This is a genomic window from Pantoea sp. CS_6 (assembly GCF_041954745.1).
GTDB classification, from domain to species: domain Bacteria; phylum Pseudomonadota; class Gammaproteobacteria; order Enterobacterales; family Enterobacteriaceae; genus Pantoea; species Pantoea stewartii.
In genome coordinates this window covers 174,293-190,696 of record NZ_JAVAYG010000001.1, presented here as the reverse complement: position 1 = coordinate 190,696, position 16,404 = coordinate 174,293, and the positions used below count along the sequence as shown (strand labels likewise).

Annotated in this window: 14 protein-coding genes; 2 read left to right on the top strand and 12 right to left on the bottom strand. The window is 56.4% G+C overall.

Annotated elements, in window-relative coordinates; translation table 11 throughout:
• Positions 1-66 precede the first annotated feature (66 nt).
• Together RAC90_RS00815 and RAC90_RS00810 are read right to left on the bottom strand one after the other, a co-directional pair.
• Positions 67-1,047, bottom strand: coding sequence for a hypothetical protein (locus RAC90_RS00815; RefSeq protein WP_375123832.1), 981 nt, complete (start codon positions 1,045-1,047; stop codon positions 67-69).
• 397 nt (positions 1,048-1,444) lie between these two features.
• A complete protein-coding gene (locus tag RAC90_RS00810) occupies positions 1,445-2,743 on the bottom strand; it encodes an NCS2 family permease (protein WP_199227855.1) in 1,299 nt (432 codons plus the stop codon).
• Between the two features lie 438 nt (positions 2,744-3,181).
• Here RAC90_RS00810 and RAC90_RS00805 point away from each other — a divergent pair, with 438 nt between their 5' ends.
• A complete protein-coding gene (locus RAC90_RS00805; RefSeq protein WP_054633550.1) occupies positions 3,182-3,925 on the top strand; it encodes a response regulator in 744 nt (247 codons plus the stop codon).
• Here RAC90_RS00805 and RAC90_RS00800 read toward each other — a convergent pair.
• The 6 genes from RAC90_RS00800 to RAC90_RS00775 form a co-directional block, all read right to left on the bottom strand.
• Positions 3,862-4,914, bottom strand: coding sequence for a carbohydrate kinase family protein (locus RAC90_RS00800; protein WP_324030422.1), 1,053 nt, complete (start codon positions 4,912-4,914; stop codon positions 3,862-3,864). The genes RAC90_RS00805 and RAC90_RS00800 overlap by 64 nt on opposite strands.
• Positions 4,915-5,775: a ketose 1,6-bisphosphate aldolase gene (locus RAC90_RS00795; protein ID WP_033739478.1), complete on the bottom strand. Its 861-nt coding sequence runs from the start codon at positions 5,773-5,775 to the stop codon at positions 4,915-4,917.
• Positions 5,775-6,467: a D-lyxose/D-mannose family sugar isomerase gene (locus tag RAC90_RS00790; protein WP_375123831.1), complete on the bottom strand. Its 693-nt coding sequence runs from the start codon at positions 6,465-6,467 to the stop codon at positions 5,775-5,777. The genes RAC90_RS00795 and RAC90_RS00790 overlap by 1 nt, the downstream gene beginning before the upstream one ends.
• A gap of 47 nt (positions 6,468-6,514) precedes the next feature.
• The gene (locus RAC90_RS00785; protein ID WP_054633546.1) at positions 6,515-7,453 is read right to left on the bottom strand and encodes an ABC transporter substrate-binding protein; all 939 of its coding nucleotides are present in this window, start codon (positions 7,451-7,453) and stop codon (positions 6,515-6,517) included.
• Positions 7,454-7,524: 71 nt separating this feature from the next.
• The gene (locus tag RAC90_RS00780) at positions 7,525-8,505 is read right to left on the bottom strand and encodes a ribose ABC transporter permease (protein WP_033739482.1); all 981 of its coding nucleotides are present in this window, start codon (positions 8,503-8,505) and stop codon (positions 7,525-7,527) included.
• Positions 8,506-8,515: 10 nt separating this feature from the next.
• Complete coding sequence (locus RAC90_RS00775) at positions 8,516-10,030, bottom strand: sugar ABC transporter ATP-binding protein (RefSeq protein ID WP_375123830.1); 1,515 nt, start codon at positions 10,028-10,030, stop codon at positions 8,516-8,518.
• A gap of 146 nt (positions 10,031-10,176) precedes the next feature.
• On the opposite strand from RAC90_RS00775, the gene RAC90_RS00770 reads away from it, so the two are divergent.
• The gene (locus RAC90_RS00770; protein WP_375123924.1) at positions 10,177-12,777 is read left to right on the top strand and encodes an ATP-binding protein; all 2,601 of its coding nucleotides are present in this window, start codon (positions 10,177-10,179) and stop codon (positions 12,775-12,777) included.
• Here the strand turns inward: RAC90_RS00770 and phnE (RAC90_RS00765) are convergent.
• The 4 genes from phnE (RAC90_RS00765) to phnC form a co-directional block, all read right to left on the bottom strand.
• Positions 12,731-13,615 (bottom strand): phosphonate ABC transporter, permease protein PhnE, encoded by an 885-nt coding sequence (gene phnE / locus RAC90_RS00765; protein WP_375123829.1) that lies wholly within the window; start codon positions 13,613-13,615, stop codon positions 12,731-12,733. The genes RAC90_RS00770 and phnE (RAC90_RS00765) overlap by 47 nt on opposite strands.
• Positions 13,616-13,617: 2 nt before the next feature.
• Positions 13,618-14,472, bottom strand: coding sequence for a phosphonate ABC transporter, permease protein PhnE (gene phnE / locus RAC90_RS00760; protein WP_033739498.1), 855 nt, complete (start codon positions 14,470-14,472; stop codon positions 13,618-13,620).
• Positions 14,473-14,591: 119 nt separating this feature from the next.
• Entirely contained in the window at positions 14,592-15,521 is a 930-nt protein-coding gene (gene phnD, locus RAC90_RS00755) for a phosphonate ABC transporter substrate-binding protein (protein ID WP_054633541.1), read from the bottom strand.
• Positions 15,522-15,546: 25 nt separating this feature from the next.
• Positions 15,547-16,377, bottom strand: a complete 831-nt coding sequence (gene phnC / locus RAC90_RS00750) for a phosphonate ABC transporter ATP-binding protein (RefSeq protein ID WP_006119631.1) — start codon at positions 16,375-16,377, stop codon at positions 15,547-15,549.
• Between the last annotated feature and the right edge of the window lie 27 nt (positions 16,378-16,404).

Sequence of the window (16,404 nt, the reverse complement as noted above, 5' to 3'; positions counted from 1 at the left end):
AAAGACGGTATTAAGGGTGAGTCTCTTTCACATTAATGCCGTCATCCCTTCTCCGTTTCTGCTGAATCAGGCTGCGTTCAGTACGGCAGTATTTATAAACCAGGCAAACACAGCCAGAATAGCCGGGACCATAAATGTCCAGATAAGGCGATTATTCAGGCTTTCAAATCGCGCATCCAGCTTATCGAATCGCTGATCCACCTTGTCGAAGCGACGATCCATTCCGTCGAGTCGTTTATCAATGCAATCAAGGCGATAGTCGATTCCGTCTAGCCGCTTATCCACGCCATCAAGCCGACAGTCGAGTCCGTCCAGCCGCTTATCCACGCCATCAAGCCGACTGTCGATGCCGTCCAGCCGCTTATCCACACCATCAAGCCGACTGTCGAGTCCGTCCAGCCGCTTATCCACGCCATCAAGCCGACTGTCGAGTCCGTCCAGCCGCTTATCCACGCCATCAAGCCGACTGTCGAGTCCGTCGAACCGCTTGTCCACGCCATCAAGCCGACTGTCGAGTCCGTCCAGCCGCTTATCCACGCCATCAAGCCGACAGTCGAGTCCGTCGAACCGCTTGTCCACGCCATCAAGTCGACAGTCGAGTCCGTCGAACCGCTTATCCACGCTATCGAGCCGCATGTCCACACCATCGAACCGACAGTCAAGTCCGTCCAGCCGCTTATCTGTCCCATCAAATCGGCTGTCAGTATCATCAAATTTCGCTATGACAACCGAGAAGCTGGCGTCAATGCTGTTAAACCGGTTAGTAACGTCGACTAATACCTTATTGATTTCAAAAATTTTGCTGTCAATACGATCCTGCCTGTTCTCAATACCGGCAAACTGACTCGCGACGTGTTCTACATTTTCTTCCAGGCCAGTGAATCGCTGAAGCATTTCAACGTGAAACAGCGTTTGCTCTGAGCGCAGTATTTCAAGATCGGTTTTCGTCGCAAATGCCGTCGCGCGCCCACTGAACAGCGCCAGATCAATTTTCATCTGATGGCTGTCTTGCTCCAGTCGCTCAAAGCGCTTTTCAAAATTTTCCATTGTTTTGCCTCCCGTCCCGCAATGACGGTCGATTACGTTTGGCTTTCCGCGATCCCGTTTTATACAAAGGTTGCCCATTATCAGTCCCTGACAGGCGGATTACATGCATCCGTTAACGTTATTCACGACCTGCTTCGACGTTATTGAAGCAAAGTCCCGCACAATAAACATTACCTGATTGAATAAGAACGCAAAATAAAACCAGCGTGCCGCCTTATTCAGAAGGTGTTGTCGAAGAGTAAGAGGTGAAAGGCGTGAAGAAAAGGCAGTTCATATTCATTTTGGAAGAGAATGCACAACGATTGAAAAAAGCTGAATCAGCATGGTGATGCATCGACACGAAATATAACGCTAAAACCGTTACAGCATATTAACTATGCTGTAACGGTGAAGTTAATTATGCACTCAACCAGCCGAGCTTAATGACAAACAGCAGGGAAAGAATAATCAGCGCCGCATTAATTTCTTTCGTCCGCCCACTCAGCAGTTTCACCACGGTCCAGGTGATAAAGCCGAAAGCGATACCGTTTGCAATGGAATACGTTAATGGCATGGTCAGGGCCGTCACCGTAACAGGAGCCGCAGTAGTAATGTCTTTCCAGTCGATCTCGGCCAGGCCTGAGGTCATCAGCACAGCCACAAAGAGCAGTGCGGGTGCCGTGGCGTAAACCGGCACGCTGGAAGCCAGGGGTGAAAAGAACAGCGCCAGTAAAAACAGCACCGCCACCACCACAGCCGTTAATCCCGTACGGCCACCGGCGCTGACGCCTGCAGCCGATTCGACATAGCTGGTGGTCGTGGACGTTCCCAGCAGAGAACCAAACAGCGCCGCCGCACTGTCCGCCACAAGCGCGCGCCCCATTTTAGGCACGTTGCCCTCTTCGTCAGCCAGCCCGGCACGTTTGGTCACGCCCAGCAGCGTTCCCGTGTTATCAAACACGTCGACAAACAGGAACGCAAAAATCACGCTAATCAAACCCACGTTAAACGCACCCGCGATATCCAGATGCATAAACGTCGGGGCGATGGACGGCGGGGCAGAAAATACGCCGCCAAACGGCGTCAGGCCAATTCCCATGGAGATAAAGGTAATGATCAGAATGCCAATCAAAACCGCGCCCGTCACACGGCGCGCCTCCAGCACGACGATGATGATAAAACCTAACATCGCCAGCAGTGGTCCAGGCTTGGTCAAATCACCAATTCCTACCAGCGTGGCCGGATTGTCGACGACGATTCCCGCCCCTTCCAGCGCGATAATCGCCAGGAACAGACCAATACCGGCGGCAATCCCAGCACGCAACGGCAACGGAATGCTTTTGATAATCCATTCGCGAATTTTAAAGATTGATAACGCAAAGAAGATAACCGCAGACAGGAATACCGCGCCCAGCGCAATCTGCCAGGTGTAGCCCATGTGCAGCACAACGGTATACGTGAAGAACGCATTCAGGCCCATTCCCGGTGCCAGGGCGATAGGATAGTTGGCAATCAGTCCCATCAACACAGAACCAATTGCTGCCGCCAGACAGGTCGCGACGAAGACCGCACCTTTGTCCATGCCGGTCGCCCCTAAAATACTGGGGTTAACGAACAGGATATAAGCCATTGCCAGAAAGGTCGTGATCCCGGCGATGATTTCGGTGCGAACCGTTGTGTTGTGCGCTTTTAATTTAAATAGTTTTTCTAACATCATTATCTCTCGATGATAGAGACGTCACTCAGGTACGTGCTCTCTTGCCAAAGTTATTATCATGCTGTTTGTGGTAATGCCGACGGCAGGCCCGCGCCGTTGCAGGCCTGCTAAAAACCGGGGTTGCTTTCCTTTGTCATGTGAGCAATTGCTAAGGCTTAAGCAATTGCTGTGCCAGTCCGACACGCAATCGATTACCTGAATAAGCGCAAACGAGCCTTAAGAGAATTCTGAACCGAATCAGGGCGCGATTATGGTGCATTGCCCCCTAAATGCGCAAACGTTTTCCTTTCAATGCCGAAAAGGCGAAAAAAGGGGTGCTGACGCACGCTTCAACACTTTGTGAGGCGACGCTGGTCACGTTTCAGCCGCATTAACCTGCAGGCAAAAGGGGAATGTGTAAACTCGAAATTAACTCTTTAGTAACATTGAGGTCACACAATGAAGCCAGCAGTTCTGGTGGTGGATGATGATCCTGCGGTCTGCGATCTGTTGCAGGACGCGCTCAGTGAACATGCTTTACGGGTTTATCGCTGTCATCAGGGTAAAGAGGCGCTGGCGATGGTCGGTGCTCACCCGGACATCGCGCTGGTGATGCTGGATATGATGTTGCCTGATACCAATGGATTGCTGGTGCTCCAGCAGTTGCAGCGTCAACGGCCTGATATCCTCGTAATCATGCTGACCGGCATGGGATCGGAATCGGAGATGGTCGTGGGTCTGGAGATGGGCGCGGACGACTATATTGCTAAACCATTCAATCCCCGCGTGGTCGTGGCCCGCGCACGCGCCGCCCTCAGACGCAGCGGACGTGCCGCGACCAGTGATGACGCGCAGTCAGGCTGGCGCTTCAATGGCTGGGTGCTTGATGAAGCGCGCTGCCAGTTACTCAATCCTCAACGCGAAACGGTTCCCCTGACGCAGGGGGAATATACTTTGTTACGCGCCATGGTACGGCATGCACGTAAGGTCCTGACACGCGATCAGTTATTAGAACTGACCCACAGCGAGACGATGGATGTCTTTGACCGCACGATCGATGTGCTGATCATGCGGTTACGTCGTAAAATTGAAGCCAATCCGCATCAGCCCGGCCTGATCCGCACCATCCGCGGGCTGGGCTATGTTTTTTCTGCCGATGTGGTCAAACCTGAAGGGCTGGGACTTTCCACACAAACCGCCTGAGCCATCCATTCACGCATGTCGCGCAAGGGGCGAATGCCGTCTGTCGCATTGGCGGCACGCAGATTAAAACAGGCGCAGGTATGGGCCAGTTTCAGCGTCGAGACCATATCCTCGCCTTCATGGCTGGCAAACAACACGCCCGCACAAAACGCATCACCCGCTCCGACGCTGCCCACAATAGCGTCGGGTGCCAGTTGCCAGGCGGGCTGCCAGACACCTTCGCCGTCCGCTTCACGTCCCCATGCGCCCTCGGGCGCATGGATGACAACACGCTGACGCACGCCCTGCTCCGCCAGCCACTGCGCGGCACGGGCAAAAGCGGCGGGCGGCTGAATGCCGCGGCCATCACGTAACAGCACGCCTGACAACGCCTGCGCTTCCAGTTCATTAATCACCAGATAATCCAGCCAGCGTAAGGCGGGCAGCACCTGAGGGCGGTAATCGCCCGCGCGGGAAGCCAGATCCAGGGACGTGAAATAGCCCCGCTGCTGCATGTGTGCCAGCAACCGGGCGCTGCGGGTACCAAATTCACTGTCCACGCCGTCCAGCGTTTCCAGCAGCAGCAAATACCCCAGATGAAAGATGCGCTGTGCGTCATCGACGGCGGCGAAGTGCGGTCTGTCCAGTAAGCTGTTGGCGCCGGGTGAAAAGAAAAAAGTCCGTTGTCCGTCCGGGGTCGTCATCACCTGGGTCATCGCTGTAGGCTTGTCGTCGGTGCGCTGTACTAACCGGTAGTCAATCTGCGCCGCTTTCATCATAGCCAGCAGAAAATCGCCATCGGCGTCATTGCCGAGCAGGCCAATCGCCGCCAGCGGCAGTGTGCACTGCATGCGTGACAGCGTGAGCAGGACATTGAGCGGCGCGCCACCTGCGGCCTTTTCGCTGTGCTGTATTTCGGTCAGCCAGCCCTGTTCCGGCCAGTGGCTGATGCGATGCACATAATCCACCAGCATGACACCAGCGGCCAGAATGCCGCTTCGCGTTGCCATTTACGCCTGACCTGCGCTGCCGAAAATGTTCATCTGCTGCATAACGGTTTCACAAATCGCCTTTTCCACCGCCATTAGTAACTCTGCGAACTCATCATAACGGGTATTGCGCGAGGCCAGGCTGCGTTCCACCGCGTCAAGGGCCGCCTGAGACATGCCGGTGTAAAAGTTAATTTTGTGAATACCGAGTGAGATTGCCCGACGGAAATCCGCGTCGCTGATGCCCGACCCGCCGTGCAGCACCAGCGGTACACCGGTTTGCTGACGAATCGCCGCCAGCCGGTCAAAATCCAGTTTGGGTTCCCCTTTGTATTTGCCGTGCGCATTACCAATGGCGACCGCCAGCGTATCAATGCCGGTTTCGCGCACAAATTCAGCGGCCAGTCGCGGATCGGTAAATTTCTCGCTGTCCGCTTCCCCAAACAGTGCGCCGCCTTCATCACCCCCGACTGCGCCCAGCTCTGCCTCAACGGAAACGCCGACGGCATGTGCGGCGCGAACCACTTCCCGTGTCTGGCGAATGTTCTCTTCATAGCTCAGGGTCGAACCATCAAACATCACCGAGGTGAACCCGAGACGAATCGCCTGCATTACCGCCTCAAAGTGCAAGCCATGATCCAGGTTCAGCACCACCGGAACAGTATGCTTCGCGGCTTCAAAACGGATCGCCTCAGTGATCTGATCGAGCGTGACGTACTTAAAATGCACTTCGGCAATGTTGATAATAAACGGCGAGCGCTGTCGCTCTGCCGCATCAAACAGCGCACGCAGGAAATGGCTGTCCAGGACATTAAACGCGCCCAGCGCATAGCCCTGTTGCTGGGCATGCGCCAGCCCCTGTGCCAGAGAAATCAAAGCCATCATTCACTCCTCAAGGTGAGCCAGCGGGAATAGTCGTTACAAAGCAGCCTCTGGGGTTCCTCATCCTCGTCAAGGTCGTTGAAACGCGCCAGCGGCGTCAGGAAGACGTTGTCGTTGTCATCATCGTTGGGCATGGAGACTTCCCCCACCAGCACGTCACCAAAGCCGTTTTCGCCCCAGAAGCTGTGCCAGACGCCCGCGACGAGCGTGACACTTTCACCAGGGGAAAGCCTGATCTGCGAACCCGCCGCATGGGTTTGCCGGATGCCGTCCAGGGAAACCGTCACCGGCGTGGCGGCTTTTTCATGGCCTTCACGGTTATACAGCTCGACAATCAGGTTGCCGCCGCCGCGATTAATAATGTCTTCCATCTTGCGCGGATGGTAATGCATCGGCGTTACCTGCCCTTCACGCACGTGCATCACTTTTTCTGCATAAGGTTTGTGCCAGGGCGTTCCGTGCGGCGAGCCGTTGCGGAGTGTGAATAACGTCAGGCCGGTTTGCAGAAAATCGTCGCCACCAAAACTGGTCAGATCCCAGCCCAGGCGTAAGGCAACGATTTCAGTGATGTCCTCCTGTTGCTGACGCCACTGCCGGAGACCGTAATCGGCCCAGGACGGCATTGGGACGTCCTGACGGGTGAAAAAGTCTCGCGTATATTGCAACTGTCTGTTCACGTCGGCGCGTTTCATCTTCCGCTCTCCCGTTAAGGCGGCACCCTGCGATGCCGCCTGCTGGTTTATTTCACGGTCCAGCCTTTGTAGCTGCCGACATTATTACGGTCGATCAGCTTCACCGGGATCAGCACGGGTTTATCCGGTGCGGGTTTTCCCTGCAGGATGTCGTAACCGATTTCGACGGCTTTCGCGGCCATCACCTGAGGATCCTGAGCGGGCGTGGCGGCAAAGAGCGAGTTCTTACGCTTCAGCGCTTCTTCGCCGTCCGGTGAACCGTCCACTCCGACAATGAAGAACTCGTTACGCTGTGCCTGTTTCGCCGCTAAATCCGCGCCAATTGCGGTTGGATCGTTAATCGCGAACACGGCATCGATTTTCGGGTTGGCCGACAGCAGGCCGGTCATCACTTCCAGGCCGCCTTCACGGCTGCCTTTGGCGTTCTGATTAGAAGAAAGCAGTTTGATGTCAGGATGGCGTTTCAGCGCCGTCATACAGCCTTCCACGCGGTTTTGCACCGCCGAGACCGGCGGCCCGTTGATAATGACGACGTTGCCTTTGTCTTTCAGACGGTCAGCGATATATTTACAGGCCATTTCACCGGCCTGAGTGTTATCCGAGGTGATCGTCGCGTTGGCACCGTCGGCGGCGACGTCGACAGCCACCACCACAATCCCGGCATCCCGTGCGCGTTTCACTGCGGGCGCGATCCCTTTTGAGTCCGCGGCATTCAGGATAATCATGTCGACTTTAGCGGCGATGAAGTTATCTATCTGCCCTACCTGCTGTCCGAGATCGTAGCCACTCGACACCAGCGTCACCTTGACGTTATCGCCAGCCAGCTGGCGCGCCTTCATCTCTGCGCCCTTGGTGATTTGCACGAAGAACGGGTTAGCCAGATCGCCCACCGTCACGCCAATCGATTTCAGTTCTTTTGCCTGAGCCATACCGGCGCTGAGCAGCGTTGCCGCCAGCAACCCGGTTACAATCGGATTAAAACGCATAGATCTTCTCCTGCTGTTATTTATCGGCCAACTGCTGAATGGCGTGTTGTGTACTCTCTGCATAGGGGACATCAGCCCACATGATGACGCGTGCGATATTTGTCGATCAGCACGGCGATGATGATCACGGCCCCTTTAATCACCAGTTGCCAGAAATAAGAAACGCCCATCAATGTCATGCCGTTGTTCAGCGTGGCAATAATCAGTGCGCCAATCAGCGTACCGGTAATGGTGCCGATCCCCCCCACAAAACTGGTGCCGCCCAGAATGACCGCCGCAATGGCATCCAGCTCGTAACCCATGCCCAGATTGCCGTTGGCGCTGTAGAGACGTGAAGCGCTCATCAGCCCGCCCAGGCCGGACAGCAAGCCGCTCATCCCGTAAACGAACAGCAGTACCAGCCCGACTTTGATCCCGGTCAGACGGGCTGCCTGGATATTGCCGCCTACGGCGTAGATGTGAACGCCCAGCGTGGTGCGGCGCAGGATGAACCAGCAAAGCGCAATCACCGCGAACGCAATAACAATCAGCCACGGTACCGGCCCCAGATAGCCATTGCCTATCCACTCGAAATTGATATCGGCGTTGATGACCGTGGTGCCGTTCGCCAGCAGATAGGCGGCTCCGCGCAGTGCGGTATAGGTGCCCAGCGTCACGATAAACGGCGGAAGCCCGGCCCAGGCCACCAGAATGCCGTTAAACAGGCCCATCGCCAGCCCGGCTCCCAGCGCCATCGGAATCGTGAGCGAGGCCAGCATCGGATCCAGCGAAGTGAGCAACGCCACCACCGCCGTCGTGCCCAGCATTGAGCCGACAGATAAATCGATACCGCCGGTAAGAATGACAAACGTCATGCCTGCGGCCAGTACAATGTTGATGGACGCCTGGCGCGTAATATTCAGTAAATTGGCTTCGGTAAAGAAATTGGGTGTGACAACGCCGAAGACCGCCACGATTAAAATCAAAATGGGTAAAATGCCGACGGTCTGCATGATGTCGCCCATCAGGGCTCGTCTGACCGTGGGTGGATGAATCCGTGCCGTTTGTGTCATGGTTTTATCCTCATACTTCAAGCGGTGATGCGCTATACGCACCGGTTGCCAGCGTCATGATGTTTTCCTGACTGATCTTGTTACCTGCCAGTTCCCCTGCGATAGTGCCTTCATGCATCACATAAACCCGGTCACTCATGCCGACCACTTCCGGTAATTCACTGGAGATCATCAGAATGGCCACGCCCTGCCGCGCCATATCCTGCATCATGCGGTAAATCTCGCTTTTGGCCCCGACGTCCACGCCGCGCGTCGGCTCATCCAGGATGAGAATGCGCGGACCAATGGCAATCCAGCGGGAAATCAGCAGCTTCTGTTGGTTGCCACCGGACAGGCCTCCTGCCCGCACCAGCGCGTGGGGAACCCGGATATTGAGCGCGGCAATCGCCTTGCTGGCGATCTTTCTGGCTTGACGGCGGTTCAGCATGCCGTACTGCGCATCCCGTTCCAGCGTGGCCATCACGATGTTTTCCTGTGCAGCCATTTCGAGGAATAATCCCTGCTCTTTGCGGTTCTCGGTCAGGAAGCCAATGCCGTGCGCAATCGCTTCTCTTGGGGAGTGAATCTCTACCTTCTGGCCGTCCACCCAGATTTCACCCTGCTGAAGCCGGTGCACGCCAAAAATCAGCTGGGCCAGTTCGCTGCGTCCCGCACCAACCAGGCCGGCCAGGCCGACAATTTCGCCTGCCCGTACGTTAAGGCTACAGGGCTGTACCTTGCCGCCATCGGACAGATTGTGCAGAGCCAGACGCACCTCGCCGCGAGGAATGGTGCGGTCTTTATTGAACAGATCGCTGAGTGGGCGTCCTACCATCATGCGCACCAGCTCGCTGGCGTTAAGGTTGTCGCGCGTCAGACTGCCGACGTACTGCCCGTCGCGCAGTACGCTGACGCGATCCGACAGCTCATACACTTCCGCCATGCGATGACTGATGTAGATAATCGCCATTCCCTGGCTGCGTAGCCGTTTGATCAGGGCAAAGAGTTGTTCAGTTTCGCGGCTGGATAAGGCGGCGGTGGGCTCATCCATCACCAGAATACGGCTGTTGCGATGCAGGGCGCGCGCAATCTCCACCTGTTGCTGCTCGGCAATGCTCAGCCTGCTGACTTTGTCCGTTGCGCTGAACTGCGCGCCTAAGTGGTTAATAACCTGCTGCGCTTCACGGGCCATCTGGTGACGCCTGACCATGCCAGCACGGGTGATTTCGCTTCCCAGAAAGATGTTTTCTGCCACGGTGAGATTCGGAGCAAGGTTGATTTCCTGATAGATCAGCGTAATCCCGGCCGCTAATGCCGCTTTCGGTCCTTTAAGCGGATACGGCTCGCCGTTGATCAACACCTCGCCGCTGGTGGCCGTATAGGCCCCCGCCAGAATCTTCATCAGGGTGCTTTTGCCCGCGCCATTTTCCCCCATCAGCGCATGCACCTCGCCAGGATAAACGGTCAGGTCAACGCCTTTCAGTGCGTAGAAGTGGCCAAAACGCCGGGTGATCTGACGCATTTCAAGTATCGGCTTAGCTGTCATCGCCCCGCTCCTGCTGATTATGGATAGCCGCGAGTTAAGCAGGAGAAGATAAATGGATAATGTCAGCGGCCATTCATATTTGTCATATTCCGCTTCGCACTCACTTTTATACTCGCCCTATCGTCGCATGGCCGGAGAGCGTATTGATGCAACGCAGTTTGCCGTGGCAGGTCGGGGCGCGCGGTCGCCTGTTGCTGTCGCATTTATTAGTTGTGTGCGTCACCCTGATGGTGAGCGTGGTGGCCATTACCAGCTTTCGCCATGCCGGAAGCCTCCAGGAACAGGCTCAGGCCCAGACGCTGGCCGATATGAACGGCAGCCTGGCGCTGGCGCGCAATACCGCAAATGTCGCCATCACCGCCGTGCGGTTATCTCAGGTCGTGGGCGCGCTGGAATATCAGAGCGAATCGCGACGACTGCAGCAGAATCAGCAGGCCCTGCAACATTCACTCGCCCTGCTGGCCAGTACGCCGCTGGCTGCACGCGAGCCTGAACGCGTGGCCCGACTGCGTGCACGCAGTCTGATGCTTGAGCAGTCTGTGAGTCTGTTGCTGCGTAAAGGCCATGAACGTCATTTGCAGCGCAATCTTGTGCTCAGCGGGTTATGGCAGTCACAGCTGCTGCTGGAACGCATTAATGACCTGGCACACCGCAACGGAACCGGCGCACCCGATTTCGCCTTGCGCCAGCAGACCGGCAGGCTACTGGATATTGCGATTCGTACGCCCTCCTCGACCGCGGTCATCGATCAGTTGCAGCAGGTGATGACGCAATGGCGCAACGTGGTCGCATCGGGGGCGTTGGGTGACAACGTGCAGCAGTTACTGGAAACCCAACGCAACCTGATCCCGCTGGCGGCAGCGCTGGAACAGAGCGATCTGTCCATCGCCTATGCCACCTACCGTATCAAGGCGCTCGTAGCCGCGCTGAATGATGACATTACCGCGTACGTTCAGCAGGTAGCCCGGCAAAGTGACCAGCGTAACATTGCCACTCACCGACAACGGGATTCGGTCAGTGGCTTTATCCTGCTTTCTGCCCTGTTGGCACTCGCCATCACCGTCTATACCGGGTACTACATCTACCGCAACCTGGGGTCCAGCCTGACCGCCATTGCCGCCGCAATGACCCGGCTGGCCCAGGGGGAACATAATGTCAGCGTGCCGGGCCTTCAGCGCCGGGATGAACTGGGCGAGCTGGCGCGCGCCTTCAACGTGTTTGCCCGTAATACCGCCTCGCTGGCCCATACGTCGCGTCTGCTAAAAGAGAAAAGTACCCAACTTGAATCCACCTTTCTGGCAATGCGTGATGGCTTTGCCCTGTTTGATAACAGCGGCGAATTGGTGGTGTGGAACGATCAGTATCCGCAGCTTCTGGGCATCGCACCGCGGGATTTGCAGCGGGGACTGCACTACCAGCATCTGCTGGCGCAGCTTGATATACACCTGCACGATCTGGCGGAACCACAGGAAGTCAGGCTGGCCGATGGCCGCACCGTAGAACTGCGCTTCAGCCCGGTCCCCCGGCGCGGTAGCGTGAATACGGTGCTGGAACGCACCTCACGGAAGGTGCTGGAAGAAGCGCTGGTACACAGCCAGAAAATGAAAGCGGTAGGTCAGCTGACCGGCGGCATCGCGCATGATTTCAACAATCTGCTGGCTGTCATTATCGGCAGCCTGGCGTTAACCGAGGGGCAACTGCCGCCCGGCCCTCTTGCGAGCCGGATAGAACGCGCCCGCCAGGCGGCGGATCGGGCAGCCCTGCTGACCCAGCGACTGCTGGCCTTTTCGCGTAAGCAAACCCTGAATCCGCATGCGGTGTCAGTCGTGTCGTTAGTGGAAAACCTGCAGGGGCTGCTGCAACATTCGCTGTTGCCCGGTCAACACCTGATTATTGATGCCCAACGGCCCGGCTGGCCTGCCTGGATTGATGCCAGTCAGTTAGAGAATGCGGTCATGAATCTGGTGGTGAATGCCAGAGATGCGATGGCCGGACAAAGCGGCGAGATCCGTCTGCGTATCTGGAACCAGCGCCGCACTGAGCGCGGTGAAAAGCGAGACCGGGTCACCATTGAGGTCATCGATCACGGTTGCGGCATGTCAGAAGAGGTGCGTGCGCAGGTGTTTGAACCCTTCTTTACCACCAAAACAACCGGTACTGGTAGCGGCCTGGGCCTGTCGATGGTCTACGGTTTTGTTCGTCAGTCGGGCGGACAGGTAGAACTGGAAACCGCGCCGGGCCAGGGCACCACCGTACGGCTGTTGCTACCCCGCGCGCCCGATGTCCCGGCGGTCCGATCCGTCGCCTCGCACCCGGCGCAGCCGGATGCCGCGCAGGACCGGTTAGTTCTGGTGCTGGATGATGAACCGGCTGTGCGGCAAACCCTGTGTGAACATCTGCACCAACTGGGTTACCTGACGCTGGAGTGTGACACGGGCGAAGCGGCGCTGGCGCTACTGCACCAGACGCCGGATATCGATTTGCTGATCAGCGATTTGATGCTGCCGGGTGAGATTAACGGTGCGGAGGTGATTCGTCAGGCACAGCAAAAGTGGCCGCAGTTGGCTACATTGCTCATCAGCGGCCAGGATCTGCGTCACCAGCCCGTCACGTTGCCGTTGTGTGAACGACTGGCGAAACCCTGGCAGGCTGCGCAGCTGGTGCAGGCGCTTCAGCACGCCTGGCAGCGCAGCGCGCGGCTTAATCGTGCCCGCCAGGCTGCCACAATGGCACCGGCTTCCCGATGATATAGCGTTTACGCAGGCGGCTGGAGATGGCATCCATCACCATGACCACGACAACCAGAATGATCGTCAGGAACATCACCACATCCCAGTTCCACAGACGCATGTTCTCCGCGTACACCAGGCCGACACCGCCCGCGCCGACAAAGCCAAGCACCGCCGCTGAGCGGGTATTGGACTCGATCTGATACAGGCTCAGTGCCAGAAACTGTGGGAAAGACTGGGTGAAAATACCAAACCGGTGCTTCTGCAGACTGTTAGCGCCCAGCGCGCCCAGGCCGCGACTGGGTGAACGCTCAACCGCTTCGTGGCCTTCGGAATAGAGCTTACCTAACAGACCAATGTCCTGCAGGATAATCGCCAGCACCCCGGCCAGCGGCCCCATGCCGACCGCGCGAACAAAAATCAGGCCCCAAATCGCCATATCAATGCCGCGCAGCATATCGAACAGGCGACGCACAATAAACGCAATGGGACGGGCAACCTTGTCATGCATCACATTACACGCCGCCAGAAACGAGAGCGGCAGCGCCAGCAGCGTGGCGGTCAGCGTGCCGGCAAACACAATCGCCAGCGTAATGCCGACCTGAGAGAAATAGTAGCCAAACGGCCAGTTCACGAAGTCCTGCCAGACAAACATGCGCAGAAAATAGCGGCCCAGTTGCTGGCAGCCTGTAAGCAGGCGGTTCCATTCGATGCCAAACACCATAAAGAAAAAGACATAATAGAGCACCAGCGCCAGGGCCAGCATGGCAAGGCGAAGCAGATAGCGGTTTTGTGCAGCAAACAGCGCGGGATGCTGCTGTTTCATCGCGCTGATATCGGGCGCAAGCGTAACCATGGTTATTCCTCCACAACGCGACGGCGCAGGCGGCCAGAAACGGTGTCCAGTAGCGAGACCACAATCAAAATCAGCAGCAGCGTCATGCTGACCTGATCAAAGCGATCCAGTTTAATATTGGTCATTAACTCCTGACCAATGCCGCCCGCCCCCACCAGCCCCAGGATGGTCGACGAACGGAAATTAACTTCCAGGCGCATAAAGCTGTATGACAGAAAAACCGGCTTCACCTGCGGCCAGAAGGCATAGCGCATCCGTTGCAGTTTGCTGGCACCGCAGGCCGCCAGCCCGCGCACCGGTTTATCCGAGGCGGACTCAATGGCTTCATAAAACAGTTTGGTCAGGCTGCCAATGGTGTGCAGCGCCAGCGCCAGAAAGCCGGGAATCGCTCCGATGCCAAATGCCATCACAAACATTACCGCCCAGGCCAGTTCCGGCATGGTGCGTAGAAAGGCGACAAAAGCGCGAATCGCCATGCGCAGACTGGCTGGCGTTTGTGTGTTATCGGCCGCAAAGAAGGCCAGCACGCCCGCTATCACCACCGCAATCAGCGTGGAGGCCAGCGCCAGCTGCAATGTTTCCCATATCAACGGCAGCTGGATATTCAGACGATAGCCCCAGTAAGCCAGCGAACCTTCTGTCTTGCCATCCGCAAATAACACCGGCAGATGCAATACGGGCATGATTTCGTGCAGATAATCAAAAAAGTGCGGTAAGGATTGCCAGATGGTCACGAGATTGAACTCGGCCATATTCGCCGCCGCCAGGTAAAGCCCCACCAGCACCAGTGACCAGACGAGCGAGTCACGCTTCTGTTGGCGGCGGATACGTTGATAATAGCGTTCGAAGTCGGTCACGGCGGTGTTCTCAGATTGATGTGTGGCAAAGTCAGCAGAGAAAGGGAAATCTGTCTGTGATAGCGGGCCGCCCGCACCCCGGCGGGCGGCTCGCTGGCTCAACGCCAACGGCTTTACCGTTAGCCGCGCGCGCCTTTCATCAGCTCGCGCTTCATGTCGATGATGTTCTGGAAGTCAGCCACAGAGGTTTTGCCAATGTGCTGCTGGCCGCCCACGGCTTTGGTGAAACAGGCGTGGTCGTCTTTATCCAGTTTTTTGATGGCAGCAATCACTTTCGCTTTGAAATCGGCGGGCAGTTTATTGCTCACGAGGATAGGCCCGTTAGGAATTAACGGTGACTGCCAGATGATGCGGATTTGTTTCATCAGGTCAGGATGATCCATACGGATCAGGCGGCCAAACGCACCCGAGGTGTAGCCCGTATTGTAATCCCCCACCATGGAGGTCCAGGTGACGGCGCCGTCGAACTGATTATTTAGCACGCCCAGGATGTCCTGCTCATGACCACCGGAGAAGGTTACGCTGGAAAAGAAATTGTTGTATTTGTTGTCGATGTTGCCGCCAAACAGCTTTTTAAAGGCCTGATTGGGTACCAGGAAGCCTGACGTGGAATCCGGATCGGCCATCCCAAACGATTTGCCTTTCAAATCTTCCAGCTTTTTGTAAGGACTGTCAGCTTTCACAATCACGACAGAGTGATAACCGCGAGACTGATCTTTGTCATCCACGACAATGCCGACTAAATCGACGGCTTTCGGGTCCTGAATATACACCGAGGCGTAAGACGACGGCGACATGCTCAGCACCAGATCCACTTTGCCACCCAGCAGGCCCTGAATTACGCCGGAATAGTCGGACGAGTTGCGGATTTTGGTATCCACGTGCAGTTCTTTATCAAAGAAGGATTTCACACACTGGTTATCACCAATCTGCTGGGTGGCGTTCTGACCGCCCAAAATGCCCAGATTCAGTTCTTTAGGTGCATCCGCTGCATTAACGCCAAAGGTAAGCAGTGCCGTAGTCAATAACGCGAAAGCTTTGATTTTCATTAGCCTTGTTCTCTTGCTGTGATAGTTAGTGGATCTGGTTGAATTCATCGCCGTACAGCTGATGCAGCAGGCCGTCGGTCAGGTCAGAAGGATGGCCGTCAAAGAGCACCACACCGCGTTGAATCCCAATGACGCGGGTGCAGTAACTTTTCACCAGCTCGATCGAGTGCAGGTTAACCATCACGCTGATGCCCTGTTCACTCACCTGGCGCAGAACGTCCATAATGCGGGTGGTATTTTTGGGATCGAGAGAGGCAACCGGTTCGTCGGCCAGCAGAATTTTGGGGTTTTGCATCAGCGCCCGACAGATCGCCACGCGCTGCATTTGTCCACCTGAAAGGTTTTCGGCACGCTGTAACGCCTGCGGTAGCATGTTCATCCACTCCAGCAGTTGAATCGCGCGGGCGCGGTCGGCGTCAGAGAAGACTTTGAAAAACGATTTCAGCGTCGACGTCTGGCTGAGACGACCCAGCAGCACGTTGGTCAGCACGTCAAGACGCGGCACCAGGCAGAAATCCTGAAAAATCATGCCGCACTGCGCACGCCATTCGCGCATCTGGCGGCTACTGAGGTTGACCACATTGCGATCGGCTTCGCCGTGATGCAGGCTGATGATTGCGCCCTGCGAGGCCGAAATGGTGCCGTTCAGCATATGCAGCAATGTCGATTTGCCTGCGCCAGAGCGACCAATCACCGCTACTAATTCACCCGCATGCAAATCGAAACTGACATTATCGAGGACCTTGTTGCTACCGTAGGCTTTGCTCAATCCCTGAACAGATAACACTTTTTGCCCGCCGGAGTGGGTCAACGACGTGACGTTATCGACCACCGTTTTCAGCAGTGCCTGTGCCATGATGTTCTCCGTTGTTCCAGTTAACGT

Excerpts from the sequence above, each read along its gene's own strand:
- RAC90_RS00815 (WP_375123832.1), bottom strand. The coding sequence starts at position 1,047 with ATGGAAAATTTTGAAAAGCGCTTTGAGCGACTGGAGCAAGACAGCCAT.
- RAC90_RS00810 (WP_199227855.1), bottom strand. The coding sequence starts at position 2,743 with ATGATGTTAGAAAAACTATTTAAATTAAAAGCGCACAACACAACGGTT.
- RAC90_RS00805 (WP_054633550.1), top strand. The coding sequence starts at position 3,182 with ATGAAGCCAGCAGTTCTGGTGGTGGATGATGATCCTGCGGTCTGCGAT.
- RAC90_RS00800 (WP_324030422.1), bottom strand. The coding sequence starts at position 4,914 with ATGGCAACGCGAAGCGGCATTCTGGCCGCTGGTGTCATGCTGGTGGAT.
- RAC90_RS00795 (WP_033739478.1), bottom strand. The coding sequence starts at position 5,775 with ATGGCTTTGATTTCTCTGGCACAGGGGCTGGCGCATGCCCAGCAACAG.
- RAC90_RS00790 (WP_375123831.1), bottom strand. The coding sequence starts at position 6,467 with ATGAAACGCGCCGACGTGAACAGACAGTTGCAATATACGCGAGACTTT.
- RAC90_RS00785 (WP_054633546.1), bottom strand. The coding sequence starts at position 7,453 with ATGCGTTTTAATCCGATTGTAACCGGGTTGCTGGCGGCAACGCTGCTC.
- RAC90_RS00780 (WP_033739482.1), bottom strand. The coding sequence starts at position 8,505 with ATGACACAAACGGCACGGATTCATCCACCCACGGTCAGACGAGCCCTG.
- RAC90_RS00775 (WP_375123830.1), bottom strand. The coding sequence starts at position 10,030 with ATGACAGCTAAGCCGATACTTGAAATGCGTCAGATCACCCGGCGTTTT.
- RAC90_RS00770 (WP_375123924.1), top strand. The coding sequence starts at position 10,177 with ATGCAACGCAGTTTGCCGTGGCAGGTCGGGGCGCGCGGTCGCCTGTTG.
- phnE (WP_375123829.1), bottom strand. The coding sequence starts at position 13,615 with ATGGTTACGCTTGCGCCCGATATCAGCGCGATGAAACAGCAGCATCCC.
- phnD (WP_054633541.1), bottom strand. The coding sequence starts at position 15,521 with ATGAAAATCAAAGCTTTCGCGTTATTGACTACGGCACTGCTTACCTTT.
- phnC (WP_006119631.1), bottom strand. The coding sequence starts at position 16,377 with ATGGCACAGGCACTGCTGAAAACGGTGGTCGATAACGTCACGTCGTTG.